The sequence below is a fragment of the Aedoeadaptatus nemausensis genome, from assembly GCF_903819165.1.
In the GTDB taxonomy this organism is placed as follows: domain Bacteria; phylum Bacillota; class Clostridia; order Tissierellales; family Peptoniphilaceae; genus Aedoeadaptatus; species Aedoeadaptatus nemausensis.
This window is the reverse complement of record NZ_CAIJCS010000047.1, coordinates 1-551: the sequence shown is the minus strand read 5'-3', so window position 1 is coordinate 551 and position 551 is coordinate 1. Positions and strand designations below refer to the sequence as shown.

Genomic DNA, 551 nt, shown 5'->3' with positions numbered 1-551 from the left:
TGGTATGAGATTTATGACATAGTTAAAGAAAACTGTACTGAAGTCTATGAAGACTATGGGGAGGATATGATGGAAAAATTACTAAGGCAAAGGAGGTAATATATTGTTTGAAAAAGTAAATCCAAAGCATCCAGATAAAATAGCAGATTGTATTGCAGGTGCAATTGTAGATTTAGCATATAAAAATAAAGAGAATCCTAAAATAGCAGTTGAAGTATTGCTAGGGCATGGAAATTGCCATGTAATTATTGAAACGGATTGTAAGTTAAATAAAAAAGAAATTGGATCAGCAATTAAGAGGATAGCAGGAGATGTCATAGTAGATATTAAAATTGTAGAACAGGATATCCACCTATCAAATAATCAAAGAGAAAAGATAAGATGTGGTGACAATGGAATTTTTAAAGGAGTACCCACATCAGATGAAGAAAAGAAACTATCTTTAATTGCTCGTGAAATTTATTCCAATTATCCCTACGATGGGAAATACATCCTTGATGGAGATAAACTCATCATCTGTCAGTCAAATGTACCAACAGAAATTTTAAAAT

General features: G+C 31.6%; 1 protein-coding gene. It reads left to right on the top strand.

The window, feature by feature from the left end; genetic code table 11:
* Positions 1-103: 103 nt before the first annotated feature.
* Positions 104-551: S-adenosylmethionine synthetase N-terminal domain-containing protein (locus tag PEPTYR26121_RS08675; RefSeq protein ID WP_246285937.1), on the top strand; the 448-nt coding region annotated here is incomplete at its 3' end.